The sequence below is a fragment of the Flavobacterium degerlachei genome (assembly GCF_900106645.1).
Classification (GTDB): Bacteria; Bacteroidota; Bacteroidia; order Flavobacteriales; family Flavobacteriaceae; genus Flavobacterium; species Flavobacterium degerlachei.
The window spans coordinates 21,614-47,834 of sequence record NZ_FNMV01000017.1; the positions used below are offsets into that span (position 1 = coordinate 21,614).

The 26,221-nt window shown below is 33.5% G+C and carries 24 protein-coding genes and 1 other RNA gene; 10 read left to right on the top strand and 15 right to left on the bottom strand.

Annotated features, from left to right (window positions below):
- Window positions 1-72: 72 nt before the first annotated feature.
- The 4 genes from BLV91_RS15070 (at window position 73) to BLV91_RS15085 (ending at window position 3,389) form a co-directional block, all read left to right on the top strand.
- On the top strand, window positions 73-1,581 hold the full coding sequence (locus BLV91_RS15070) for a Fic family protein (protein ID WP_091434767.1): 1,509 nt from the start codon (window positions 73-75) through the stop codon (window positions 1,579-1,581).
- A gap of 43 nt (window positions 1,582-1,624) precedes the next feature.
- Complete coding sequence (locus BLV91_RS15075) at window positions 1,625-2,212, top strand: DUF6642 family protein (RefSeq protein ID WP_091434768.1); 588 nt, start codon at window positions 1,625-1,627, stop codon at window positions 2,210-2,212.
- Window positions 2,213-2,449: 237 nt separating this feature from the next.
- On the top strand, window positions 2,450-2,701 hold the full coding sequence (locus BLV91_RS15080) for a hypothetical protein (RefSeq protein WP_091434770.1): 252 nt from the start codon (window positions 2,450-2,452) through the stop codon (window positions 2,699-2,701).
- A 115-nt stretch (window positions 2,702-2,816) separates the two neighbouring features.
- Window positions 2,817-3,389, top strand: a complete 573-nt coding sequence (locus BLV91_RS15085; protein WP_091434772.1) for a pentapeptide repeat-containing protein — start codon at window positions 2,817-2,819, stop codon at window positions 3,387-3,389.
- A gap of 2 nt (window positions 3,390-3,391) precedes the next feature.
- Here BLV91_RS15085 and BLV91_RS15090 read toward each other — a convergent pair whose 3' ends face one another.
- The 9 genes from BLV91_RS15090 to glyA all read right to left on the bottom strand — a co-directional run bounded on the left by BLV91_RS15090 (window position 3,392) and on the right by glyA (window position 12,235).
- A complete protein-coding gene (locus tag BLV91_RS15090) occupies window positions 3,392-4,072 on the bottom strand; it encodes an ABC transporter ATP-binding protein (RefSeq protein ID WP_091434774.1) in 681 nt (226 codons plus the stop codon).
- Window positions 4,073-4,074: 2 nt separating this feature from the next.
- Window positions 4,075-5,331 (bottom strand): ABC transporter permease, encoded by a 1,257-nt coding sequence (locus BLV91_RS15095; protein ID WP_091434777.1) that lies wholly within the window; start codon window positions 5,329-5,331, stop codon window positions 4,075-4,077.
- On the bottom strand, window positions 5,331-6,419 hold the full coding sequence (locus BLV91_RS15100; protein WP_091434779.1) for an efflux RND transporter periplasmic adaptor subunit: 1,089 nt from the start codon (window positions 6,417-6,419) through the stop codon (window positions 5,331-5,333). The genes BLV91_RS15095 and BLV91_RS15100 overlap by 1 nt, the downstream gene beginning before the upstream one ends.
- 186 nt (window positions 6,420-6,605) lie before the next feature.
- The gene (locus BLV91_RS15105; RefSeq protein ID WP_091434781.1) at window positions 6,606-7,103 is read right to left on the bottom strand and encodes a GNAT family N-acetyltransferase; all 498 of its coding nucleotides are present in this window, start codon (window positions 7,101-7,103) and stop codon (window positions 6,606-6,608) included.
- A 112-nt stretch (window positions 7,104-7,215) separates the two neighbouring features.
- Entirely contained in the window at window positions 7,216-9,006 is a 1,791-nt protein-coding gene (locus tag BLV91_RS15110) for an ATP-binding protein (protein ID WP_091434783.1), read from the bottom strand.
- A 13-nt stretch (window positions 9,007-9,019) separates the two neighbouring features.
- Window positions 9,020-9,472, bottom strand: coding sequence for a response regulator (locus BLV91_RS15115; protein WP_245709720.1), 453 nt, complete (start codon window positions 9,470-9,472; stop codon window positions 9,020-9,022).
- Between the two features lie 18 nt (window positions 9,473-9,490).
- Entirely contained in the window at window positions 9,491-10,054 is a 564-nt protein-coding gene (locus tag BLV91_RS15120; protein ID WP_091434785.1) for a helix-turn-helix domain-containing protein, read from the bottom strand.
- Window positions 10,055-10,233: 179 nt separating this feature from the next.
- Window positions 10,234-10,827, bottom strand: coding sequence for a MiaE family protein (gene miaE, locus BLV91_RS15125; protein ID WP_091434786.1), 594 nt, complete (start codon window positions 10,825-10,827; stop codon window positions 10,234-10,236).
- 133 nt (window positions 10,828-10,960) lie between these two features.
- Window positions 10,961-12,235, bottom strand: coding sequence for a serine hydroxymethyltransferase (gene glyA, locus BLV91_RS15130; RefSeq protein ID WP_091434788.1), 1,275 nt, complete (start codon window positions 12,233-12,235; stop codon window positions 10,961-10,963).
- Window positions 12,236-12,342: 107 nt separating this feature from the next.
- Here glyA and fahA point away from each other — a divergent pair, with 107 nt between their 5' ends.
- Complete coding sequence (fahA, locus tag BLV91_RS15135) at window positions 12,343-13,626, top strand: fumarylacetoacetase (protein ID WP_091434790.1); 1,284 nt, start codon at window positions 12,343-12,345, stop codon at window positions 13,624-13,626.
- A gap of 104 nt (window positions 13,627-13,730) precedes the next feature.
- On the opposite strand, the gene fsa is transcribed toward fahA, so the two are convergent.
- The 3 genes from fsa to ffs form a co-directional block, all read right to left on the bottom strand.
- On the bottom strand, window positions 13,731-14,387 hold the full coding sequence (gene fsa / locus BLV91_RS15140; protein ID WP_007139044.1) for a fructose-6-phosphate aldolase: 657 nt from the start codon (window positions 14,385-14,387) through the stop codon (window positions 13,731-13,733).
- Between the two features lie 386 nt (window positions 14,388-14,773).
- Complete coding sequence (locus BLV91_RS15150) at window positions 14,774-15,577, bottom strand: SDR family oxidoreductase (protein WP_091434795.1); 804 nt, start codon at window positions 15,575-15,577, stop codon at window positions 14,774-14,776.
- Between the two features lie 144 nt (window positions 15,578-15,721).
- Window positions 15,722-15,819, bottom strand: an RNA gene (gene ffs / locus BLV91_RS15155) — signal recognition particle sRNA small type.
- Window positions 15,820-15,906: 87 nt separating this feature from the next.
- Between ffs and BLV91_RS15160 the strand changes: the two genes are divergently transcribed.
- Together BLV91_RS15160 and hutI are read left to right on the top strand one after the other, a co-directional pair.
- A complete protein-coding gene (locus BLV91_RS15160) occupies window positions 15,907-16,956 on the top strand; it encodes a glutaminyl-peptide cyclotransferase (protein WP_091434797.1) in 1,050 nt (349 codons plus the stop codon).
- Window positions 16,957-16,969: 13 nt separating this feature from the next.
- Entirely contained in the window at window positions 16,970-18,208 is a 1,239-nt protein-coding gene (hutI, locus tag BLV91_RS15165) for an imidazolonepropionase (RefSeq protein WP_091434855.1), read from the top strand.
- A 51-nt stretch (window positions 18,209-18,259) separates the two neighbouring features.
- Here the strand turns inward: hutI and BLV91_RS15170 are convergent, their stop codons facing one another.
- Window positions 18,260-19,144, bottom strand: a complete 885-nt coding sequence (locus tag BLV91_RS15170) for a hypothetical protein (protein WP_091434799.1) — start codon at window positions 19,142-19,144, stop codon at window positions 18,260-18,262.
- Window positions 19,145-19,239: 95 nt separating this feature from the next.
- Between BLV91_RS15170 and BLV91_RS15175 the strand changes: the two genes are divergently transcribed.
- The 3 genes from BLV91_RS15175 (at window position 19,240) to BLV91_RS15185 (ending at window position 22,332) form a co-directional block, all read left to right on the top strand.
- Window positions 19,240-20,277 carry a formimidoylglutamase gene (locus BLV91_RS15175; protein WP_091434801.1) on the top strand — a complete coding sequence of 346 codons (1,038 nt, stop codon included), beginning with the start codon at window positions 19,240-19,242 and terminating at the stop codon, window positions 20,275-20,277.
- A gap of 138 nt (window positions 20,278-20,415) precedes the next feature.
- Complete coding sequence (locus tag BLV91_RS15180) at window positions 20,416-21,675, top strand: DEAD/DEAH box helicase (RefSeq protein WP_091434803.1); 1,260 nt, start codon at window positions 20,416-20,418, stop codon at window positions 21,673-21,675.
- A gap of 180 nt (window positions 21,676-21,855) precedes the next feature.
- Entirely contained in the window at window positions 21,856-22,332 is a 477-nt protein-coding gene (locus tag BLV91_RS15185) for an Hsp20/alpha crystallin family protein (protein WP_091434805.1), read from the top strand.
- Between the two features lie 93 nt (window positions 22,333-22,425).
- On the opposite strand, the gene BLV91_RS15190 is transcribed toward BLV91_RS15185, so the two are convergent.
- Together BLV91_RS15190 and BLV91_RS15195 are read right to left on the bottom strand one after the other, a co-directional pair.
- Window positions 22,426-24,594, bottom strand: coding sequence for an ATP-binding response regulator (locus BLV91_RS15190; RefSeq protein WP_091434857.1), 2,169 nt, complete (start codon window positions 24,592-24,594; stop codon window positions 22,426-22,428).
- Window positions 24,595-24,881: 287 nt separating this feature from the next.
- Window positions 24,882-26,162 carry a dicarboxylate/amino acid:cation symporter gene (locus BLV91_RS15195; protein WP_091434807.1) on the bottom strand — a complete coding sequence of 427 codons (1,281 nt, stop codon included), beginning with the start codon at window positions 26,160-26,162 and terminating at the stop codon, window positions 24,882-24,884.
- Window positions 26,163-26,221: the final 59 nt, after the last annotated feature.

Here is a 26,221-nt window from a genome sequence, read left to right on the forward strand (position 1 = left end):
TCGTAGCTCGACATGAGACTTTCACTGGAAAAAACAATTCATTTTGTTTATTTTTATTAGTTTTACTATCCCATGAAACAAAAAGTTTTTCTTTCTAGCGTTCAAAAAGAATTTGCCAAAGAGCGAGAGGCATTGCACCGTCATTTATTGTCGGATCCAGTGTTGCAATTGTTTTTTGAGCCTATTTTATTTGAGAAATTACCTGCTCTCGGTGAGCAGCCACAAAATGTATATCTGAAAGAAGTTACTCATGCTGAAGTGTTCCTTATTTTAATAGGAGAATCATACGGTTATGAAACAGCTACAGGGATTTCACCTACTGAACTTGAGTACGATCTAGCACAGAAAGAGGCCGTTTTTTCATTAGCTTTTATAAAAAATGATACCGATGCAGAGCGACACCCAAAAGAAACCGCTTTATTAAGAAAAATTCAAAACAATTTATCCTACAAACGCTTTTCAACTACCGAAGAATTAATTCGAGAAGTAACCAAAGCCTTAGTCAATCTGCTTCAACAAAAAGGATTGATTCAAATAGAAGGTTTTGACAGTTCCATTGCTAAAAAAGCCTCGCTTTTAGACATCGATGAAGAAAAACTGAATCATTTCATAAATATTGCTCGTCACAAACGAGGTTTCCCTTTTAGAGAAGGTAGCGCAGCTTCTAAAGTCTTATCGCATTTGGACTTGTATTTAGCTGATGGTGTAACCAACAGCGCTTTACTCGCTTTCGGAAAAAATCCACAACAATTTTTTCCTGCTGCAGTAGTTAAATGTGCTCATTTTCATGGTGATTTTATTGCTAAACCCATCCCAGACCATCGCGTAATCAAAGGAGATGTTTTTATGCAGGTAGACGAAGCAGTTGATTTTATATTAGCCAAAATTGCCGTTACTGTGGGAATGCGATTGGAGTCTAATCAAGCTCCTTTGAAATATGAAATACCAAGACCTGTGATTGCCGAAGCGATTGTCAATGCAGTGGCGCATCGAGATTATCAAAGTACTGGAAGTGTACAAGTAATGCTGTTTTCTGATCGAGTTACTATTAGCAATCCTGGTGGTTTACCGATGGAACTAACTTTAGAAAAGCTGAAACACGATCATGCTTCCTATCCTAAAAATCCGCATCTGGCCGAAACCTTATACCAGGCAGGTTATATTGAGCGTTTTGGAACCGGAACTGGAGAGATCTTTCGTTTGTGTGCCGAAGCAGGATTACGCGAGCCCACATTTAATTTAGAAGAAGGTTTTTCAATTACAATATACCGTCCAACTACCGGGCAAGTCACTGGGCAAGTCACTGGGCAAGTCACTGGGCAAGTCTTTACTAATTTAACACCAATAGAGAGGGTTATTTGGGTATTGGAAGCTGAAATGAAACGTGATGAAATCCAAGAAGCATTAGAACTAAAACATCGTGATAATTTTCGTGCAAACTATCTTAATCCAGCCATTGAAGAAGGTTGGGTTGAAATGACCATCCCAGACAAACCCACGAGTTCAAAACAAACATACCGCCTTACCAGAAATGGACTGAAGAAGAAAACAGAATTGAAAGCAAAAAACAACTATATCTAATGCTGCTAAGTAAAATAGCAGTAAACAAAAACATTCGTTGCTAATGACCCATCTAGACAAACCCAATTACTTAGATAATGATAAATTTATTTTCTGCCTCGAAGCTGTTCCTGATATAGAAATTGCCACCACTACTGAAGTGGTCAATAATTTAGAACAATTAGCAGTTGAATATGGTATTACCAGCATTTACAAAACCTGTGATACGATTGAAGGATTAGAAGAAAGTTTAAACGCATTGCGGTACGACGACCATAACTTTAAGGATTATGAAATAATCTATCTAGTAATGGAAGGCGAAGGAAATAACATCTGTCTAAATGACTACTACTATAGCATAGATGAACTTGCCGAACTTTTTGAAGGAAAATTAACTGGTAAAATTTTGCATTTTGCCAATACAAAAATACTAGACTTAAGTGAGGAAGAAGCACAATATTTTATAGATGTTACCGGCGCAAAAGCTGTTTCGGGCTACGGAACGGCCTATAACAGACTAACTAGCATCAATCTTGACAAAACTTTCTTTAGTATATTCCAAGATGAAGATAACGTCATTGAAATTGTTGAAGAGTTGCATCAAAAACAGTATGCGCTTTGTAAACTGCTCGATTTTAGATTGTATTATTAGAACTAGATTTATAGGCACCGCTCCAGCTTAATTCGTTGAAAGTTATCATTATCTAGCCAAAGTTTCCGTACTTATTCCATAAAACAACTTATCCTTTTACTATATTTGAGATAAGACAAATTAGAAAACTATTCAATTGTGCTATTTGTGGGATATTAACCAGCATCCATACTTTAGCATTACCCTCATTTGAATTGAAGAGTATAAATTGGACTAAAACTTTAAAAATTAGAGCAAATGAAACTTTTTGAATTTTTAAAACTTACGGAGGAAGAGCAATATACTGCAACTTGGAAAAAAGGTGCCTATGTAGACCTTTATTTAAAGGATAATATTGCAATAGAGCTATATACCATAAATAATTTTTATGTCGAAATTTATTATGAACGCTACACTACGGAACGACTATATAAAAAAACTTTCAAACAAGGTGAGTTATTAGACAAATATTTGGACCGAATTCATTTAAAAACAAATCCGAATATTTAAGTAATTGTAAATAAATCTAAAAACAGCAGCTAATAGATAGTGCGCTTTACACAATTAAATAATAATTTAGCCGTCGTAGAAATCTATTTATACACAAGCAATCCCAACATATACAATGCCTGAATATTTCCTTGACATACAATACAATGACATCACTTATGGTGTAGAGGAAGTCAATTTCAAGGAATTTGAATCCTGCATTTTTAACAGTTGTGATTTCTCCCAATGCAATTTTATTGCGGTAACCTTCATCGATTGTACTTTTAATGATTGTAATTTCAATGCCTCAAAAATAAATCATGTTGCTTTAAGAACTGTTCTTTTTAATAACTGCAAAATGATGGAAATCAATTTTTCCATGTGCGACAAACTTATTTTTGAAATCCATTTTAAAGAATGTAACTTGGATTTCTCCAAATTTTATACCTTAAAGCTAAAAGGGACCACATTTATGGATAGCAGTCTTGTAGCTGTTGATTTTATGAGTACTGACTTAACCGAAGCCATTTTTGATAATTGTGATTTGTATCGCGCTGAATTTGAAAAAGCAATTGCCAACAAAGCTGATTTTAGAAGCAGTTATAATTATACAATTGACCCAACGAAAACAAAACTCAAAAAGGCACAATTTTCTATGGCTGGTTTAAAAGGTTTATTGGCAAAACATGATATTATTGTAAGTAACTAGTATTACAATAGAATTCTACCATCTTCCATTGTAATTATCCTATCCGTTTTATCGGCAAAATCAGTATCATGAGTGACAATTAATATAGTTTGCTTAAAATCTTCGGTTAGTTTCTTGAAAATATCAAACACCAGATCACCGTTTTTTCGATCCAAATTTCCCGTCGGTTCGTCTCCCATGATTACTAGAGGATCATTGATTAGTGCCCGCGCTATGGCCACGCGCTGCTTCTCCCCGCCACTCAACTGATTTGTCATTTTAAGCGCGTGCTTTTCCATTCCCAGAGTTTTCAAATGTCCGATGGCTCGATGTTCTAATTCCTCATTGGAATATTTCCCTAACTTTAGACCTGGAAGCATCACGTTTTTAAGCACGTTATATTCCGTTAATAAATAATGAAACTGGAATACAAAACCAATTTTCTCGCTTCGTATCTTCGCTAATTGGGCGTCCAACTGCCCCGTTACAAGTTCGTTATGAATATACAATTCTCCTTCATAATCCGTATCCATAGTAGACAACAAATACAGTAAAGTTGATTTCCCAGAACCAGACCTGCCTACAATCGAAACGAATTCACCATGATTAATACTTAAGTCGACTTCTTTAATCACCTGAAATTTCACAGGGTCATAAAAATATTTCGTTAACCCAATAGTTTCTATCACTTTATTATTATCCATAGCTACTTTCCTCTAATAATTTCTACAGGATCTACTTTACTCGCTTTCAAAGCAGGAAAAAGTCCCGAAATAACAGTTGTACAAAGGGCAAAACTTATCCCAATGACATAATAAACTGCATTGTAATCAATAGGATATGTTTTTACGGTGGGTAAAGAAGTAGTTTCAAAAGGAACATTATCAATAATAACTGAAAATATATACCCAAACACCAGTCCAAAAACCCCACCGGTAAGTCCAATAATTAGTGAAAGTGAGATAAAGATCCATTTTACGTCATCCCCTGAAAAACCGGTTGCTTTAAGAATGGCTATACTATCCATTTTTTCATAAATCATCATGTTCAAGATATTATAAATTCCAAAACCAGCAACAATCAGTAACACAATCCCTACTGAATAAGATATGATACTCCTAACTGTACTTCCTGTTTCAAATTGCGCATTTGCCGTTTGAAAATCCATGGCATCTAAATTGAATGCTTTATGAAACTCTTTTGCAACGGCTGCCGCAGTTTCCTTGTCGTATAAATTCAGCTGAATGTCTGTAATATAATTTTTAGGTTGTCCCAATATTTTTTGAGCTGTTGCCAATGAAGTATAGCTCATCACATTGTCGATTTCAGCAATTCCTAATTCAGAAAACCCTACAATTTTTAAAGAAGCTAAATTACCATTGGAAGTTGATATTTTTATAATGTCGCCTATGGTCAGCATCATCTTATCTGCTAGTCCTTTTCCAATAATAATGCTGTTATTCTGAGACAAATCAGTGACTTTGCCTTCTTTTATATAATCGCTTATCTTAAAAAGTTTATCCTCTGCTACCATATCGATTCCATTTACAAAACCTGCAATTTCAATCGTCCCAGAATTAAATAAAACGGAGGAAGTCACTTTTGGTGCTACATCTATAATCCGTTTGTCCTCCTTCAGCACTTTAATTATTGTATTGGCATTATAAATCGATTTTCCTCTGTCTTTTGGTTTGATGGAATTAATAAAGTTTACATTTTTTTTATACTTATAAGACAAATCCAGAGGCTGATTTTCAGAAGGTTTTACCTCATTATACAAACGAACATGCGGCGTCCTATTGAGCATTAGTCCGTCTAACAACTCATTTAATCCGTTCATAAAACTCACCAAAGCTATAAACATAGCAATACCAAAGGTTACCCCCACTGCAGCAACTACGGTCTGTTTTAGCCGCGCTATTAGCAAATGGAATGCAATGTTTAAAATAAGTTTAAAGTTCATTATTGAGGTTCGTAAATGGTTTCTCCTTCTTTCAAGCCTTCTAAAATTTCCACTTTTTGATAATCAGCCAAGCCAATCTTCACCTTTATGCGCTCCTTTTTATCGACCAAAACATATTCGTTATCTATCAAATAAGTTTTAGGAATTGTAATCGCATTTTCTTTAGTTCGAATAACGATATTGGCTTCTGCTGTGAGATTAGGATACAGTTTTTTAGGTGGTTTTACAAAATGAGCCTCAATCTTAAACGTACGTGAGCGCTCGTCCATTATAGGGTAAATCTTATCCACAATCGCATCAAACACTTCGCCTTTATAGCTATCCATAGTTACGAGTACCTTTTGGCCTAGAGCCACCCGCACCATATCATTTTCATCTACTTCCAGTTCTAATACAAATGCATTTGATTTCCCTATAATCGCAAGTGGAGTCTGTGTGGTTACCAAGGTCCCTTCTTTTACCAAAACATCAAATAGCTGCCCCGCGAATGCACTTTTTACGCTGTAATCACTTTGGGATTTTTGATTTAATTTAAGGTTCACACTACTACGGCTTTGCTCATTATTTAATTGGGATCGTAGCTGCGCTAATTGCTTTTTAGAGCTTTCATAACTAAGTTTGGAGCTTTTATAGGCTAATTCAATTCCTTCAAAATCAATTTCAGAAATCCCCTCTAGAGCTCTTATTTTTTTATTTCTGTTATATCTGGATTCATCCAGAGTCATCCTGTCCTTCGCCGACTGGACTTTTAATTCCATTTCAGCAATTTTATCTTTGACATAACGACTGCTTTCTTGACTCAATTGATAAGCTAACCTTGCGTTTTCAGTATTTAATGCAGCTTTTTCGCTTTCAAGATCAAATAATAGTTGCCCTTGACTAATAGATTGTCCCGCTATAACCCTGCTCTTTTGTAAAATACCATTTACTGTAGAAAAAACGGTGTACTGATCGTCTGCTTTTATGACTCCTGAAGCGTACACACTTTCTGTAACATTGCTGCGCTTAGGTTGAATTCCTTCAGCATTTTTAGAACAAGATAGCGTCAAAAATAAAATAGAAAATATTAAAAGTTTTACAAATCTCATCGTGGTGGTTTTAAGAAAACAGCTGATAAACAAACACTTAAATTTACCGCTTTTTTCTTTAAAACAGAGAATTCTCAAAATAACTTTTAATAAAATAAAAATAGGAATGTAGTATTTTTAGTAAAGAAGATGACTTTTTAAATTAAAAGTTCTACTACAGCTGATTGGGAATTGGGAATCGTAAAACTACAACGCCTTTTCCATCACGTAATCCTCCATCAGATAACCGTGACCAATTTCAATATCCACTTCTTCAATGACTACAAAACCTTTTTTTTGGTAAAAAGCGTAGGCATTATTAAACCTGTTTACATTTAGTGAAAGTGCTGTTGATTGATTTTCTCTAGCCAAATTTTCGATATGACTTATAAGTTTATTCCCAATTCCTTTGCCTTGCGTTTTAGGCAAAACATATATTTTGTGGATTCGAGTTCTATTATTTTCCTGGTAATTATGCTCATAAGAAGCAAAACCCAAAACAACATCGTCTTCCTTGGCTAACAAAAAATGATGTCCTTTAGAGACTACATTATCATTTAAAGCAGCTATTGAATAAAAAGCATCTAACATAAACTCCAATTGCTCTTTTGACAAGATTGCACCATAGGTCTCCGGCCAAGTTTGATACGCAATTTCTTGAATTGTTTTGTAATCGTTAGGGCTGGCTATGGCAACAGTTATCATATTATATATTTAAAAGAAATGAATTATTAATTTGAATGAACTTTGCTTTCTTGTTCATTCTTATACTAAACATAGTTTAATACGATTATCGTAATCTGGTATTATGGAAAAACTAAGCTTTTTTTGGTAAAAAAATAGAAAACGTAGAACCTACATTAGGTTCTGAAATCACTTTTATAAACCCATTGTGATTGTCTACAATTCGTTTGCAAATGGCTAAACCAAGACCAGTTCCAGAATATTTAGAACCTGTTTCTAAACGCTGAAATAATATAAATACCTTTTCGGCGTATTCTTGTTTAAATCCTATTCCATTATCCTTTACCACAATCTTATAATAATCTTGATCAGTAATTATTTCATTGTCAAACACCTCGTTTTTATCAATTTTTTCAGAAAAAATTGAAATTTCAGGTGCCACATCTTCTTGACTATACTTTAATGAATTAGAAATCAAATTAATAAAAAGTTGTTCCATTTGAAAAGAAATAACTTTTACAGTAGGTAAATCCCCTAAATCTATCTTAGCCTTTTTTTCTTCAATATCAGATGATAAATCGTCAATTACATGATAAACTAATTCCTTTAAATCAGTATTCTCAAAAACTTTATCTCCTTTTATAGTTCTGGAGTAATTGACCAAATCAATAAGCAAGGTTTGCATTTTATTAGCTGATGTGCGTATTTTATAAAAATATCCTTTCCCTTTCTCGGAAATAGAATCCACTTCAGTTGATTCAATTCTTGAAATAAACATTTGAATTTTACGAAGCGGCTCTTGTAAGTCATGGCTTACAATATTATTAAAAGATTCTAGTTCTTCGTTAATGCTTATTAATTCTTTATTGTTTTCTTCTAATTCAATAGTTCGCTTATATTGTTCCGTCATATCATAATTCACACCTGTCTTAACCATTTGTCCTTTACCGTTCCTGGTAAAACTACCTACAGACATAACGTATTTTAAGTCCCCATTAGGTAATACAAAACGATACATTAAAGAGGTGGGGTTATAAGAAACAAGAGAATCCAAATGCATTTGCGTTACATATTCAATATCATCGGGGTGCACGTATTTAGAAATATTTTCTAAACTAGGCACGAATGATTGCGGCTCCAATCCTAAAAGTCGGAAGAAATTATCCGAAAAAGAGTATGTATTTGTTTCTAAATTAATCTTCCAATGACCAAATCCAGCGATTTTTTCTGCATTATTGAAAGAGTGGTTTAGGAATTTTAATTCATCATTAGCTCTCTTAAGTTCATAAATGTCAACATTCATTTTATTAAAAGAAAGCAGTAAAATTAATAATGACAGAATCACCAATAAAAAAGCACTTATGATGGAGTCTTGCAACTCAAATTGATGGTTGTTATTGTGAATTTTAACCTTATCACCCTCAGCGTTAATAGTTTTATAAACATAGTTTTTCATCAACTCCGTAAAGTCATTACTCTCTTGAAGTTTTGCGTTTAATACTTCGCTGTTGGGCATTTTACTTTTTGCGAGAAGCAGTGTTTCCCTAAATAGTTTAAATCGATAATCAATGAGTTTATTAAGGCGTTTTACATCCTTAACCCGAGCAGGGTTATTAGCTACTAATACATTAATTCGCTTAAGATTAGTTTCTATTTCTCCCCTTCTCAAAAATCTCTTTTCTAAATAGGATTCATCTTTTGTGATAATATAGCTCCTGAGGTTTGTCTCATATATACTGATAATCGACAATACTCTTTCTAATTCCAATTGTGTCTCAGTAGCATTCGTAATTATATCAACTGAGGAGTCCAAGCTTCGCATTTGTGTGTAAAAAACGCAGGCTATATAACCTACTACTGCTATAGCAATACCTAAAGCTATTTTAAAGACCTGGGAGTTTTTATACAATTTTGCTAACTTCATACTCGATGCTTTTTTAAATACTAAAGAAAAACGTTTCTCTATTTAAACCAGAGGAGTGAAATTGCCAATTGATGTTTAACACTTCTTTGACTACTTTTTTAAGTTTACTGAAGTCATTTGGTTTGTTTATATAAATATTTGCTCCTTCTACAAAAGTTTCTTCAATATCTTTTTCAGATGAAGATGTAGAGTAAATAGCAATTGAAACTTCTTTAAATCTTAAATCAGACCTGATTTCTTTTAGACATTCAAAGCCCGATTTACGAGGCATATTTAAATCCAAAAAAAGTAAGTGTGGTAATATAATATCTGGATTTGCTAAATAATCCATCAGTTCTTTACCATCATTAAATAACGTTAACTCATTATTCATTTTAAGCTCCATCATTGCATCACTAAAAAATGCGCGATCATCCTCGTCGTCATCAGCAATCAAAATACGCATTGAATCTTTATGTGAAATCATACTATTGTTGGATTTAATTTATAAATTATTATTTGATAAACTTCTTCTTTTATCTACTATTCTTTTGAAAGCAGAGGGTGTCAATCCTGTAACTTTTTTAAACTGACTTGACAAATAAGCTACACTACTGTAGTTTAATTTATACGAAACCTCTGTTAAAGTCAATTGATCTTCAATAATTAATTTTTTTGCTCTTTCAATTTTTTGAATAATAATGAAATTTTCTATTGAAGAATAGGTGTTTTCAGAAAAAATATTGGTCAAATATCCATAGCTAAAATTCAACTTTTCTGATAGATATTGAGAAATAGTAATTGCTGGCAATTTATCATTTTGATAAATCATTTCAACAATAGTATCCTTTATTTTTTGAATTAGCTGACTTTTTTCATTATTGACAATGAAAATAGAATATCTATTTAACGCAGCCTGAAGTTCAGCAAAGCATTCGTCAGAAACAGAATCACTAATTTCAATTTCTCCTAAATCAAGAAGCTTGTGTTTTATCTCTAATCGTTCTAACTGTTCTTGTAAAATTACCCTACAAGCAACGATTCCATCATATTTTATATAGAGTTTCATTTATATAATATTTTTTATTTGCTGAATATTCACGAGATAAATATATATTAAAAATAATAAATGCAGAAAAAAAAGTACTTTTTAAGCATAAAATAAATCTCCATACATAATTTTACAAATACAAATAATTGATTTTAAATCTATTCTGCATTAAATAAAAAAATTACTAAAACACAAATCTAACCATGAATCGTCTCATTCTTGCCATAATTTGCAATAACTGAAGCTTCAAATTCAATCCATTCTCGCCAGCGCTTCTCTACATCTATTCCTGTCCCGTATTTTCTGGCATAGGTTATAAAAGTAGTGTAATGTCCAGCTTCACTTTCCATCAAATCTCTATAGAATACAGACAGCTCTTCATCTTTAATGTTTTCCGAAAGAACTTTAAAACGCTCACAGCTTCTGGCTTCAATCATTGCTGAGAAAAGTAGTCTTTCCACTAAACTGGAAACCCTACTCCCATTCCCGTTTTTCTTCATATACAAATACAGTTCATTTACATAATCGTCTTTGCGCTCACGCCCTAATTTCAATCCTCTTTTGATGATGATATTATGTACCTGCTCAAAATGATCGATTTCCTCTTTGGCTAAAGCCAACAAATCCTGAACCAAATCCTGATGTTCTGAATTATTGGTAATTATTGTAATTGCATTTGTTGCCGCTTTTTGCTCACACCAGGCATGATCCGTCAAGATTTCCTCAATGTTTTTCTCTACTATATTGACCCATCTTGGATCCGTAGGCAATTCTAATCGTAATACACCCATTTTTTTTTTTGTTTAAAGTTTATAAAAGTTTAAAGTTTGAATTCAAAAAAAAAGTTTAAAGTTTAAAACATGTGATACCGTTCCGTATACACAAACCTTTAAACTTTAAACCTGAAACTTTAAACAAAAGTTTTTAGAAAACGAAGATCGCTCTTTCGCTCATCATTTCATTCACTTCATTAGCTACTTCCTCGATAATATCTTCGTTTGTATGGTTCATGATAACCTTGTCAATCAAAGCTACGATAGTTTCCATATCTTCTTCTACTAATCCACGAGTGGTGATAGCAGGAGTTCCAACACGAATTCCAGAAGTTACAAATGGTGATTTGTCATCAAATGGAACCATATTTTTATTAACGGTGATTTCAGCTTTAACTAATGCGTTTTCAGCCTCTTTACCAGATATCCCTTTATTTCTTAAATCAATCAACATCATGTGATTATCAGTTCCTCCAGAGATGATATGATAGTCTCTTTTTACAAAAGCTTCTGCCATAGCATTAGCATTTTTTTGCAATTGCAAAGCATAAGTAAAGAATTCATCTTTCAAAGCTTCACCAAAAGCAACCGCTTTTGCAGCAATAATATGCATTAAAGGTCCTCCTTGGTTTCCAGGAAAAACAGCTAAATCAAGTAAAGATGACATCATTCTTATGTCTCCTTTTGGAGTAGTTAATCCCATTGGGTTTTCGAAATCTTTCCCCATCATGATCAAACCACCTCTTGGTCCACGCAATGTTTTGTGTGTTGTAGTTGATACAATATGACAATGAGGAATTGGGTCATTCAATAATCCTTTAGCAATTAAACCTGCAGGATGAGAAATATCAGCAAACAAAATTGCTCCTACACTATCAGCAATTACTCTAAAACGTTCAAAATCCATATCACGAGAATATGCCGAAGCTCCTGCGATAATTAATTTTGGTTGCTCTTTTGTAGCAATTTCTTGAATTTTATCATAATCTAAACGTCCCGTTTCTTTATCAACACCGTAAAATACTGGATTGTATAAACGACCAGAGAAATTTACTGGCGAACCATGAGTTAAATGTCCTCCATGAGACAAATCGAAACCTAAAATTTTGTCTCCCGGTTTCAAACAAGCGTGATATACTGCTGTATTAGCTTGTGAACCTGAATGTGGCTGCACATTTGCATAAACCGCACCAAACAATTCCTTAGCTCTATCAATAGCAATTTGTTCTACAACATCTACTACTTCGCAACCACCATAATATCTTTTTCCAGGGTATCCCTCTGCATATTTATTCGTTAGGACAGACCCCGCTGCTTCCATCACTTCTTCACTGACAAAGTTCTCTGAGGCAATAAGTTCTAATCCGTGTATTTGTCTTTCTTGTTCTTCTAGAATAAGGTCAAAAATTTGTTTGTCGCGTTGCATTTCTTTGATTTTAGTTAATTTGAAGCAAAAATACGAAAAAACGTTTGTGAAACTGTTAGATTATAATATATTTGAAGTATAATTTTCAACAAAACAATTAACATATTATGCCAATATTAGCAAACGATACAAACAGAAAATCATGGTTAGAAGTACCAGAAAATAGTGATTTCCCTATTCAAAACATTCCTTTTGGCGTTTTCTTAACTAAAGAAAATATAGTAACCGTAGGAACTCGAATTGGTAATTCTGCTATCGATTTAGGGGCTTTGCAGCAAATGAATTACTTTGCAGGTATTGAATTAACTGATGATATGTTCATGCAAGACACTCTTAATGACTTTATTTCCGATGGACAAAAAACATGGAGATTAGTTAGAAATCGAATTGCGGAAATTTTTGACGAGACCAATTCAAAATTAAGAGATAATGCAAAGCATCGTGATATTGTTATTTTCGAGATAGACGATGTCGAAATGCAGTTGCCTGTATTAATAGGTGACTACACTGACTTTTATTCAAGCAAAGAACATGCTACAAATGTAGGAAAAATGTTCAGAGACCCAGATAATGCATTATTACCAAACTGGCTTCACATACCCGTAGGATATCATGGTAGAAGTTCTACTATTGTTCCTTCAGGAATTCCTATTCACAGACCTATAGGTCAAACATTACCAGCCGGTGAAACTACACCTGTTTTTGGCCCGTCACGTTTAATTGATTTCGAACTAGAAACCGCTTTCATCACTACTGATGCTAATGTAATGGGTGAAATGATCCCAATTAATGAAGTAGAAGAGTACATATTTGGAATGGTTTTATTAAATGACTGGAGCGCACGCGATATTCAAAAATGGGAATATGTGCCTCTAGGACCGTTCTTGGCAAAAAACTTTGCGTCGTCTATATCTCCTTGGATTGTAACCATGGATGCTCTAGAGCCATTTAGAGTTCTAAGCCCTAAACAAAATCCAAGTCCATTGCCTTATTTACAGCAAAAAGGAAAACATTCTTTTGACATCAATTTAGAAGTTGCAATACAACCAGAGCACGCAGAACCTACGGTAATAAGTAAAACCAACTTCAAGTACATGTATTGGACTATGAGCCAACAATTAACACATCATACTTCAAACGGTTGTCGTGTAAATTCAGGTGACATGATGGGGTCTGGAACAATTTCAGGTCCAACTCCTGATAGTTACGGTTCGATGTTAGAATTGACATGGGGAGGAAAAAACCCAATAAAACTGAACGACGGAACGGAACGTAAATTTATCAATGACAATGACACTGTGATTATCAAAGGTTTTTGCAAAAATGGACAGGTAAGAATCGGCTTTGGAGAAGTCTCTTCAAAATTATTACCACCGTTTGTACGAAAATAATTTTCTAATAATAATCATAAAAAAGTCCCATTTGTATATGCAAAATGGGACTTTTTCTATTTCAATAAGTGGTCACTAAAAATCGGATCACTTAATATAACTTCTTATTTATTTCCTTTTTCGAAATCAGCAACAAACTGAGCTAATCCGCTATCAGTTAATGGGTGTTTCAACAATCCGTAAATTGCAGAAAGTGGTCCAGTCATAACATCAGCACCAATTTTAGCACAGTTTACAATATGCATTGTGTGACGTACAGAAGCAGCAAGAATTTGAGTTTCATAACCGTAGTTGTCATAAATCAATCTGATTTCCTCGATTAATGCTAATCCATCTGTAGAAATATCGTCTAAACGACCAATAAATGGAGAAACATAAGTAGCACCCGCTTTAGCAGCTAATAAAGCTTGACCTGCAGAGAATACTAATGTTACATTCGTTTTAATTCCTTTATCAGAAAAGTATTTAGCAGCCATAACACCTTCTTTGGTCATTGGCAATTTAACAACGATTTGCTCATGTAAATCAGCTAATTCTTCACCTTCTTTAACCATACCATCATAATCAAGCGCATTCACTTCAGCACTTACATCACCGTCAACAAGATTACAAATGTCAACATAATGCTTCATAATGTTGTTTTTTCCAGTAATTCCTTCTTTCGCCATCAATGATGGGTTAGTCGTAACTCCGTCCAAAACTCCTAATGCTTGCGCTTCCTTAATTTGAGCTAAATTAGCCGTGTCAATAAAAAATTTCATAATATTTATAATTAAATTGTGTGTTCTTTTTTTGGGCGTGACCCTCTTTAATCCCGATAGCTATCGGGATCGGGTCGGGCTATTCGCTACAAGTCCTCGCATCGTTTCGCTATCGCTACACGCTGCTGTGGGCTTTTCACTACTATCCCTCACGCAAATCTGCTGCAAAATTACAACTTAAATTTACTTAACTAAATTGTTTTTATTCAATTCTTTCAATTCGTCTCTAATTTCCTCTAGAACATTAAGTATATCCTCCTTATAGAGATCGTTATTATTTATTTTATCACTAACTGACTTCAATATCCTACGAATAATAAACCAAAAAACAATAACGCATAAACCCATCAAAATTAAAGGTAGTGATTCTGATATTTTTTCCATAATTATAATTTATAATGGTTCATTAGCATTTTTTCATATACTTTATCAGGTAAAATTCGCTTAAGTACTATCGAAAATTTCTGCATAAAAGCACCCACTTTGTAATGAATTTTAGGCTCTTTTGTTTGAATAATCGCGTAAACTGCTTCGGCCATTTCATTGGGATTGCTTCCGCTATCCACATGTTCATCCATTGTTTTTAGGGTATTCCCGTAAGGAACTTCATATGCCGAACCTTCAATTACCGGAGCATGATAGCGACCCGCGGCAATATTCGTTGCAAAATCACCAGGTGCTACATTAGTAATGTGAACTCCAAATGATTTCACTTCCATGCGCATTGCTTCCGTGATCAACTCTAGAGCACCTTTCGAAGCAGAATAAACGCCACGGTAAGGCAATCCCATATAACCCGCAATAGAAGTAATATTGATAATCAATCCCGATTTTTGTGAACGCATTTGTGGCAAAGCCGCTTTCATCACTTCAATAGGACCAAATAAATTAATCTCAAAATTATTCTTGATTTCCTCAGTTGGAATCTCTTCTAAAGGTCCAGTTATCCCTACTCCTGCATTGTTAATTACAACATCTAATCTTCCTGATATAGCAATGATTTTAGCAATTGCCGCCTGAATTGAAACAGTGTCCCTAACGTCTAAGGCCACTAATGGAAAAACAGAGTTAAGAATCCGTTCCGGGTTTCTACTAGTTCCATAAACAATAAAACCTTTGTTATGTAAAAATTCCCCAATAGACTTCCCTATTCCGGAGGAACCTCCAGTAATTAAAACCACTTTACTCATATTGCTTGTTGTTTAACTGTATTTTAGTATAGACCAAAAATAAAAAAATCCTCCATACGGAAGACTGTAATTATTTTTATTTTGAAAACATTTCAAAATTGGCATAAAAAAAATCTGTCTCGCCTTAACGAACAGATTATAAAAAAATGGCAAGCGACCTACATCGCACCGCTCAACCACGTACCCTTGCTATGTTCCCATCCTGGGGGAGTCTGCAGGAGCTGGTCGTGTAGGACTTGCCGGTGCAAATATACAATCTTTTTATATTTTTGCAAGCGCTTTGTCCTCTAAAAATAACATTGTATATTGGTCTATACAAAATTTAAACGATGAAAAAATATAACTTACTATCTATCATTTTATTAGGAATCACAATTTCTAACTGTGGTGATAAAAAAAAGGGAGAAAATACCATATTTAATTTCGATACTTCGAAATTTGCTGCTAAATATCAGCCTCAAGAGGTACTTGACTTGACTATTTTGAATCCAGAATCGAAAAAAGTCGATAGCATTATATACTATGTCAATGATAAAAAGATAGCTTCAAGAAAAGATGCAGATAAACTAACCTTTGAATTGAAAGACCAAAAATTAGGCTACCAAAATCTAAAAGCGTTGGTATACTATGAAGGTGAAAACTCAGAAGCAACCGCAAGAGTAGAATTAGTATCGAATGTACAACCAAAACTATTAAAGTATAAAATTGTAAACACCTACCCTCACGACATTACTTCGTTTACGGAAGGTTTAGAGTTTTACAAAGACACATTATATGAAAGTACAGGACTTAATGGTAAATCCTATTTCAGAAAATACGATTATAAAACTGGAAAAGTATACAAACAAGTAGATCTTGATGCAAAATACTTTGGCGAAGGAATTACATTCGTTAATGACAAATTATACCAATTGACTTGGCAGGAAAAAACTGGTTTTATCTACAATGCTAAAACATTAAAACTAGAAAAAACTTTTTCATACGATAAAGACATCGAAGGTTGGGGAATGACTAATGACGGAAAATACATCTATCAAACAGATAAAACCGAGAAAATTTGGAAAATGGATCCAGACACTCAAAAGATGATTGATTATATTAATGTATATTCTGGTAGCTCAAAAATAAAAGCAATCAACGAACTAGAATGGATTGACGGAAAAATCTACACCAATGTTTGGCAGAAAGATGCTATTGCAGTAGTAAACCCTATAAATGGAGCTGTAGAGGGCGTTCTAGACATGTCAGGATTAAGAAAACTAATTAATGGAACTCCTGATGATTATTTAAATGGTATCGCTTACAACCCAAAAACTAAAACCATTTTTGTAACCGGAAAAAACTGGGATAAACTTTTTGAAATTACAGTTTCAGAATAACAAAAAAAACAAAATGACAACATTAATCACCAATATCAAGGAATTGCTTCAAGTTCGAGAAACTTCAGTTTCGAAAGTTTCTGGTGATGAAATGGCTATTCTTCCAACAATCAAAAATGCGTACCTATTAATTAAAGACAATTTGATTGCTGATTTTGGCGCTATGGAAAACCTTCCTACAAAAACGGCAGACACCGTTATTGATGCAACTGGAAAAATTGTTTTACCTACTTGGTGCGACAGCCATACGCATATTGTGTACGCCGGGAATCGCGAACAGGAATTTGTAGATAGAATCAATGGTCTAACCTATGAAGAAATTGCCAACCGCGGCGGAGGTATTTTAAATTCGGCTAAAAAGCTGAATGAATCATCAGAAGAAGAAATCTACCAACAATCAAAAGAGCGCTTAGAAGATGTAATACGTTTGGGAACTGGAGCTGTAGAAATTAAATCTGGATATGGACTCTCATTAGACGGGGAGCTAAAAATACTTCGCGTTATCAAACAATTATCTAAGCAGTATCCTATAACCATAAAAGCTACTTTTCTTGGAGCACATGCTATTCCATTAGAATACAAAGAAAACAGAAAAGGCTATATTGATTTGATAATTGACGAAATGCTTCCTGAAATTGCAAAGAACCAACTCGCTGAGTATATCGATGTTTTTTGCGAAACAGGCTATTTTACGGTTGCGGAGACGGAACAAATTATGGAAGCAGGAATTCGCTTTGGCTTAAAGCCAAAAATTCACGTGAATCAATTCAATTCAATTGGAGGAGTACAAGCAGCCATAATGTACAGTGCGCTTTCAGTGGACCATCTTGAAGTCATGAAAACAGAAGATATTATTGCCTTAAAAAATACAGAGACCATGCCAGTTGCTTTGCCATCTTGCTCCTATTTCTTGAGTATTCCTTATACACCAGCACGCGAAATGATCGCAGCCGGTCTTCCTATTGCACTTGCAACTGATTACAACCCTGGCTCAACCCCATCTGGAAACATGAATTTTGTCGTAGCTACTGCTTGCATAAAAATGAAAATGACTCCTGAAGAAGCCATAAATGCAGCAACAATAAATGGTGCCTACGCCATGGGACTTTCAGATACTCATGGAAGCATCACCATAGGAAAAAAAGCGAATCTTATTATTACAAAGCCAATTCCCTCCTACTATCAATTGCCCTATGCCTTTGGCAGTAACTTAATTGAAACAGTAATACTGGAAGGAAAAAATATTACATAAAAAAAGAGGAGCAATTAGCTCCTCTTTTTTTTTTTACTTGATAATATACTCTTATTTTAAAACAAAACTTGTCTTAGAAACTAGTTCCCCTTTATTAAAGATATTGATATAGTAAGTTCCTTTAGCAAAGTCTTTTCCTTTTAAATCTTGTGTAACTTTAACTGTTTTGTTTTCATAAGCAACATTAGTCGCAAAACTATACGTTAAAGTATTATCTCCAAAAGTTTCAGTTTTCTTATCACCTAAAACATTGTTTTTACTATCAATAACCTGTACTTGGTACGTTTTATCACCTGATTGAGCAATTTGATTTTCAGCAATTGTGAAGCTTACTCTAAGAACGTCAGCTCTGCTCGCTTTGTCAGTTTCTATTTGTTTACCAGAACTTCTTAATTTAAAAGCAGATCCAGTTGTATTTAAAACTGTTAATTTCGAACCTTTTTCAACCGCTTTTGCCAATTCTTCGTTTTGCCCAGCTAATGCTTCAACATTTTTCTTAGTTTCAGTCAATACAACAACAGTACTGTCACGTTGCGTAGTTAAGGTGGTATTTTGCTTTTTTAAACCTTCATTTTCTGCCATTAAAGTTTTCATATTACTTTGTAAAGCAATAAATTGAGTTTTGTATTTTGCTAGCGAAGCAACATCTCCTTTAGATTTTTTTAAGTCAGAAATTAAATTCACAACTTTATCTCTTTCTTGAATCAATTCATCAGACATAGAAGTATTTTCAGCGATTGCAGCATCATATGTTGCTTTTAAATTTTCTAAATCCTTCATAACTGTTTCTTTATCAGTCATTGTAGATTTCAATTCAGTCTGTACAGTAGTCACATCAGATGTAACTTTAAAAATATAGATTAAACTCCCCACTAGTAAAACTGCTAACACTGCAATTATTGCTTTTAGACTTGAACTACTTTTTTGATTTTCCATTTTAATTAATTTTTTTTTCAAATTTAACAATATATATTAAAGTTAAACGAAAGTTAACACAATTATAGTATTTTTGAAAAAAATATTTTTTTTATATGGAAAAGCTTCTGCCTTTTACAATGAATGATCTCGCCAAAATTACCAACCACCGAAGCGGAGAAATTAAATTTGGTGAAAAAATGATTACAGTGCCTAAAGGGACTGATACAATTTCATTTTTAAAAACCTGCGAAGCAAAATATGTCTTACTTGGAATTCCTGAGGACATTGGAGTTAGAGCCAATTTTGGAAGACCTGGAGCCGCATCTGCTTGGGATAGCGCCATCAAAAACATAGCAAATATTCAACACAATCGCTTTTGCAAAGGAAGCCAAATCATTGTTTTAGGACAGGTTAATGTTTGTGAAGAAATGAAAGAAGTTGAGCATTTAGACTTTAATGATATTGACGATCGTTCTAAATTAAGTCAATTAGTTGAAAGAATAGATAAAGATGTTTCTCATATTATATTTAACATTATCAAAGCCGGAAAAACCCCAATAATTATTGGAGGTGGACATAATAACTCTTACGGAAACATAAAAGGTGCAGCACTTGCGAAGGGCAAATCAATTAATGCTATAAATTTTGATGCACATTCTGATTTCAGAATCTTAGAAGGACGCCATAGCGGAAATGGTTTTTCATATGCTTTCGAAGAAGGTTTTTTGAAAAAATATTTTGTCTTTGGTTTACATGAAAATTACACCTCTAAAAGTGTACTTGACATTATAAAAAAAACCGAAGATCGAGTGCGGTATAATACTTATGACGGTATAAAGATTAGAAAAGAAAAAGATTTCAGTTTAGAGATGAACACTGCACTAGCATTTGTCGAAACTGATTGTTTCGGAATCGAAATTGATTTGGATGCAATACCAAATATAGCTAGCAGCGCAATGACTTTGAGTGGTTTTTCTGTAGAAGAATTGAGGCAGTTTATTTCCTTTTTTGCCAAAAACAAAAATGCTACTTACCTGCATATATGTGAAGGTGCTCCAAGCTTAGGAGAAGATAAAAATAATCACCTTATAGGAAAATTGATTGGTTATCTAGTCACTGACTTTATAAAATCAAACAATACCATTGGTTAATCAAAAGCCGTAATTTTATATACCATATAACAGGTATAACTTAATTCGAATATTTAGCAGAAATACCCATCAAAAATAATAATACTATCTTTGCAAAACTATCTATGTACTTAATACAAGATATTTAATTGTAAAAATATGTTATTCGAAGAATTATCACTTTCAAAAAGTATCCAAAGAGCCGTATATGAACAAGGCTATACTAACCCCACTCCCATCCAAGAACAATCAATTCCTCTAGTTTTAGCAGGAAAAGATTTAATAGGATGCGCACAAACAGGAACAGGAAAAACGGCAGCATTTGCCATACCCATTATACATCAACTACACCGTATTGTAGGATCGTCAAAAAAAGCCAAACAAATTCGTGCTCTGGTAGTAACTCCTACTCGAGAATTAGCAGTTCAAATTGGTCAAAGTTTTGACACTTACGGAAAATATACTAATTTAACGCAACTTACCATTTTTGGAGGAGTCTCTCAAAACCCACAAGTAGATGCGCTAAAAAATGGTGTTGACATTTTAATTGCAACCCCAGGAAGGTTATTGGACTTGCATAAGCAAGGTTTTATTGATCTTGACCACTTGCATTGTTTAGTTCTGGATGAAGCGGATCAAATGCTTGATATGGGTTTTGTAAACGATGTAAAAAAAATCGTCAAGCTTACTCCTAAAAACAGACAGACCTTATTTTTCTCTGCAACGATGCCAATGGCAATACGTGAACTAGCTGAAATGTTTTTGACAAATCCAGAAACGGTAACGGTTTCACCCGTTTCGTCTACCGCTGAAAACGTAGAGCAACGTGTCTATTTTGTTGAAAAAACAGAAAAGCGCAACTTACTTTATAACTTAATCAAGAATGAAAACTTGACAGATGTATTGGTTTTTTCAAGAACAAAACATGGTGCAGACAATGTCGTAAAGGCTTTACGCAAAAATAACATTGCTGCCGAAGCTATTCATGGCGACAAATCACAAAATGCGAGACAACGCGTTTTAGAAGCATTCAAAAACAAAGAGGTTGGAGTTCTTGTAGCAACAGATATTGCTGCTCGTGGAATCGATATTGACCAATTGCCATATGTTATTAACTTTGACTTACCCAATATCCCTGAAACCTATGTACATCGTATTGGAAGAACTGGACGTGCCGGAAACGGTGGAGTTGCCATTTCTTTTTGTAGTAAAGACGAACATGGCTATTGGAAAGACATTCAAAAATTAATTAAAGTTGACGTAAAAACAGTTAGCGACCATCCTTATCCATGGCATTCAGGTAATCCTGAGACTGCTCCAGGAGGATCTACTAAGCCAAAAAATTCAAATAGAAGTGGTGGAGCCCATAAATCTCGAAAATCGGATGCTTCGAAACAAAATAAGAAACGCTGGTACTAATTTAAATTATTTATCGAATTATTAAAGTGTAAGAAATACCTTTTACCATTATGGTAAAAGGTATTTTTTTATTAGGTAAAACCTTAATACAGAGTTAATTAAGTGTTATTTTTTTTGAAATAGGCATTTTACTTTTGTAAATTTAATTAAATGATTAACAAACCTTTAAATAATTAAATTATGAAAACTTTAGTAAAAAGAAATGGCTTCTCGCCTGTAGTTACAAGTCCGTTTTTACCATCAGTAGATGCGTTTTTTGATGATTTCGCACCATTAGACCTAATGGATTGGAGCGATCGAAATCTCGCTTCAATAGGTAGCAATTTGCCGTCAGTAAACTTAAAAGAAACGGATAAAAAAATCGAAATTGAATTGGCAGCTCCCGGCTTAAAAAAGCAAGACTTTAAAGTGGAAGTTGATAATAATATGCTTTCTATATCTTCCGAAAAAGAAGAAGAAAAAGAGGAAACCAGAAAGAAAGACAATTATTATAGAAAAGAATTCAATTACCAGTCATTCCGCAGATCATTCAGTCTTCCTGACTATGCGGATGAAAATAAAATAACTGCCAATTACAAAGACGGTATCCTTCATGTAGAGATTGATAAAAAAGAAGGAGCAAAACAAAATATAGCTAAGACAATTGCTATTAAATAAAAACATCAAGCTTCACAATCAAAAAAAGTCTTGCTAAAATTAATCGTAAAATCATTTAAAATGATTTTGCGATTTTTTTTACAACAAGAATTATCACACCAGCGTACCTTCTTTAACTTTATATATCAGTTGATTTATCGTTTTAACTAACAGCGAAACTGCAAATGGCTTAATAAGAATATCGTTAATTCCAGCAGAAATAGCTTCTTCTGAAATCTCTTCTTTATCATAAGCCGTTAAAGCGATAACAGGAGTATCAATACCTTTTTTACGAATTCTCCTAGTGGTCTCAAAGCCGTTCATTAATGGCATGTTTATGTCCATTAGAATAACATCAAACTGTGCTGTTTCAAGAATTTCTAGCGCTGACAATCCGGAATCTACAACTGTACATTTATAGTTGTGCTTTTCGATAATCTTTTTAGTCACTAACTGATTTATAGCATTATCATCTACTACCAAAACTTTAAACATTTGCCCAGTCGTCAAATCAACTTGGATGTTATTTATTAAGCTAGTAGTTTTTATAGTATCGTAATCAAAGGCAATAGTAAAGGTAAATGTTGTTCCCTCACCTATTTTACTTTCAAGAGAAATGGTGCTATTAAATAGCTCTAGCAAACGTTTCACAATTGATAGTCCTAACCCAGTTCCTTGATAGTCTATTTCTTTCCTTCCTATTTGAACAAATTTTTCAAATATTTTTTCCTGATCTTCTTCGGCAATTCCTACTCCATTATCTTGAATCTTAAATTCAATATAATGCAATCTATTTTCTATTTTTATCAAATGTGCATTAATATTTATATCCCCATTCTTTGTGAACTTTAATGCATTACTAACTAAGTTTATTAGAATTTGTGAGAATCTCAGTTTGTCGCCAATTAAATATTCTGGGATTTTAGGATCAATATTAACATTTATAGAATTAGAATGATTCTTAGCAATAAATGACAAAGAATTTTTAATCATATTAATTTCATCCGCAATATTAAAGGTCAGGTTTTCAAGAACGATCCTGTTTTCTTCTATTTTATTGATCTGAAGAACATCATTAACTAACGACAATAAATACCTAGCTGAAAATTTAAGAGAACTTAAATGTGGACTATTGGCTAATTCCTTATGTTCATCTAGCAACATATTAGTTATCCCTAAAACTCCATATAAAGGAGTTCTTAGCTCATGAGTAATTGTCGAAACAAACTGTGATTTAAGTTGTGATGCTACTTCAGCCTTTTCCTTAGCGGTACTCAATTGCTCATTGGCAACGATAAGCTCGGAGTTCTTCTTTTTCTTAAAGTTATAATTTTTATACAGAGAGTAAATTAAAAGTAAAAATACTCCTGAAATAATCAAAAATAGAATCACAATAATTCTGGATTGCTGTAGGCTCTTGTATTGCAATTCATTTTCATGCTCAATAACATCTACTTTTCTTTTGTATTCATCTAATTCAAGATTAACACCTGCTGCATTAGCTTTCTTTTGCCTATCTGAATTATCGAGATCCGCTTTAATTTTGTTGAATAAAACTAAGTTTTCATAAGCTTCCTTATAATTACCCATTTTCATCAATAACATCGCATACTCCTCGTGCGAATAGGACAAATCCCATTTCTGATCACCTTCATTACCTAACTTAATAGCTTCTAAAAAGAATGATTTTGCTTTTTTATATTCCGCTTTTTCCCCATAATACATTCCATTAAGCATATTTAAAGCAACCATTGTTGTTTTATCTCCGTACTTGCTTTTGTAGGTATTGATGAAATCAAGATAAGACTTCCCTTTTTCGAAATTTTTAGTATAAAAATAAGCCCAAGCTAAATTTAATTCTGTAATAAAGACCTGACTAGTATCAGCTATTTTATAACCATATTCTAGTGACTTCTTATAATAATTTAGTCCTTTATCAAATTGTTTTTTTTCAAAACAATAGATGTTACCTAGATTATTATTAAATGCATGCTTAATGGTATCATTCCTTGTTTTATCAGCATATACCAAACCTTTCTTATAATAAAAAACTGCTTTTTCATATTCAAACAAATCCTCATAAGTAGAGGCTATATTTTTATAGGACCTCGCGATAAGGTAATCATCATTTATCGTCAAAGCTTGCTGTAAGGCAAGTCTTGAGGTTATAAAAGATTTTTCATAATTGGCCTCACTTAAGTAACATTCGGCCTCTTTTGCTAATACTGTTATTTTCTTTCTTGTAGGTAAATTCGATCCGGTAATGGTTTTATTACCGAACATATTCGAAGAAATTAAAATAAATAAAAGAATCCGTACGTAAAACATAAGTAGCTATTGGATTACAAACATACATTTATATAATTGATGTTTAACAATTTTAATGAATTAAGTATTAACAAATTAATAAATTATTTCAATTTCTTTGAACTAAATAAATAGACGAACCAAACTATTAACTAAAAATTCTCCCAAAATAAAATCTTTGATATCAAAAGTAAACTCAAGTCCTAAACTCCATCCTTAAAACACTTAATTATCAAATATATCTTATTTAAAATCTCACGAAATTAAAATCCCTTGGGAGTCTTTAATTTCCCAACTGATTTTGCGACAATCGTTGCTATTGTAGAATCACTGGTGACATTGACAACTGTTCTACACATGTCTAATGGTCTATCTATTGCAAAAATAAGTGCTAATCCAGCTTCTGGAATCCCAGCTTGGCCAAGAACAATTACTAGCATCACCATACCAGCACTAGGAACTGCAGCAGAGCCTATAGATGCCAAAGTTGCGGTAACAACAATCATCAACTGGGTCTGCAGGTCTAATGCTTCAGGAAGCATAGCCTGTGCTATAAAAATTGCTGCTACTGCCTGATACAAGCTTGTCCCGTCCATATTTACCGTTGCTCCCAGTGGTAATACAAAACTAGATACTTCTTCGTCAACACCAAGATTCTCCGTCACACATTCCATCGTAACAGGAAGTGTAGCTGCACTAGAGCTTGTAGAAAAAGCAAGAAGTTGGGCTGGGGCGATTGCTTTAAAAAATTTAATAGGATTTACTTTAGCGAAAATCATCAATAAAGTAGGATAGAATACAAATGCCATTATAAACAAGCCTAATAACACGGTCAAACCATAAATTCCAAGGGCACCTAAAGTCGAAAAATCAGGGATTTCGACCATCAAAGCAGCCATCAGAGCGAAAACACCATAAGGAGAAAATAACATTATGATATCAATTATCTTCATGATTACCTCATTCATTCCTTTAAAGAAATCTACAACCGGCTTAGCTTTTTTCTCTTCAATTAAAATCAGACCAATTCCAATAAGAATTACAAAAAATATCACTTTTAACATACTACCGTTATCGCTCAATGCACTAAAGAAATTTTCTGGAACAATATCTATTAAAGGCTGAAGCGGCCCACTGTTCTTGGCTTTAACCGCCAATTCAATTTTTTGCGAAGCATCTCCAGAAAAATTTTCAATCAAAGTTTCTCTCGATACGTCATTGATATATCTACCTGGTTTAATTAAATTAGCCAATACTAAACCAATAGTAACTGCTACTACTGTTGAGCATAAATAAAATAATACCGTTCTACTACCTAGTTTAGAAAGTTTAGAAATATCTTTCAAATCAGCTAATCCTACTATCAAAGAAACTACTATTAATGGAACAGCTATCATTTTAAGCAGATTGATAAAAACAGTACCAAAAGGTTTAATCCAATCGACTACCAATCCATTTTGTTCTAAATTTTTCATTAATAATCCGAACAGTAGCCCTAAGATCATTCCTATCAGAATTTTCCAATGCATTGCGAGATTTTTCATATCTTATTTTTTTACTTTATTATATAAACTGAATGTGTAAAAATAAAAAAACTCCTCAA